At 74.7% G+C, this 1,099-nt stretch carries 1 pseudogene; it reads right to left on the reverse strand.

Features of this window, described 5'->3' with window-relative positions:
* Window positions 1-249: 249 nt before the first annotated feature.
* Window positions 250-948, reverse strand: a pseudogene (locus ACWCSD_RS53010) (SGNH/GDSL hydrolase family protein); the annotation flags it as partial.
* Between the last annotated feature and the right edge of the window lie 151 nt (window positions 949-1,099).

The raw sequence follows: 1,099 nt of genomic DNA on the forward strand, positions 1-1,099 counted from the left end.
GGACCTGGCGCTGGAGGCGGGCACGTACACGGCGGTGGCCAGGCAGTACACGGTGAAGGTGACCGACGGTCAGCTCAACGTGCGCTTCGCCGCCCGGCAGGGGGCCACGCTGGTCAACGGCGTGCGCGTCTCCGAGCGCCCGGACAAGGCGCTGCCCTGACCGTCCGGGGTCCCGCCGTTCCCGGTGCGGCGGGACCCCGGGCCGGGGCCGGGAACGGCGGCGGGCCGGGGTCCGGATCGGGGCCGGGGTCAGCGGCCGGCGGTCGGCAGCGGGGCGAGGTCGGGGCGCTTGGGCGCGACGCCGTCGCCCGAGGAGCGCCGGTTGATGCGCCTGCCGATCCACGGGCCGAGGTAGGTCCTGGCCCAGCGCAGGTCCTCGCGGCGGGCGGCCGTCCAGACCGGCGGCCGCCTGGCCGGGTACGCCTCGCGCCAGTCCTCCGCCACCGGCACGCCGAGCACCTCTGCGGCCCGCAGCGCCACCCGGCGGTGGCCGTCGGGGCTGAGGTGCAGGCGGTCGGCGTTCCAGGCGCGCGGGTCGCGCAGGACCGGCATCGGCCACAGGTCCACCAGCAGCGCGTCGTAGCGGCGGGCGATGTCGTGGATGTGCAGGTTGTAGACCTCGATCTTGGAGTGGGCCAGCCGCATCACCGGCACGTGCCGCAGGTCGAAGCCGGTGAACATGAGCACCCGACTGCCCGCCTCGGTGAGCGTCCTGACGCCCTCCTCCAGCCGTCTGGCCACGGACGCCGGTCCGCTGCCCGGCCGCAGGATGTCGTTGCCCCCGGCGCACAGCGAGACCAGGTCGGCGCCGAGCTCGACCGCCTTCGGCACCTGCTCCGACACGATCCGGTCGATCAGCCGGCCGCGGACGGCGAGGTTGGCGTACCGCAGTGCGGGCTCCCCGGCCTGGCGGCGGTCGGCCTCGATGTGCTCGGCCAGCCGGTCGGCCCAGCCGCGGAACCCGTGGTCGGCCGGGTCCTCAAGTCCTTCGGTGAAACTGTCCCCTAGACGAGTAAGTCCTAAGTCGGGTCAGTGGTCGTAGGCGATCAGGGATCGGGTGATGGGCTGGCCGGTGGCGCGGTTGTGCCAGATGGCGGCG

It is taken from the genome of Nonomuraea sp. NPDC001684 (assembly GCF_053596515.1).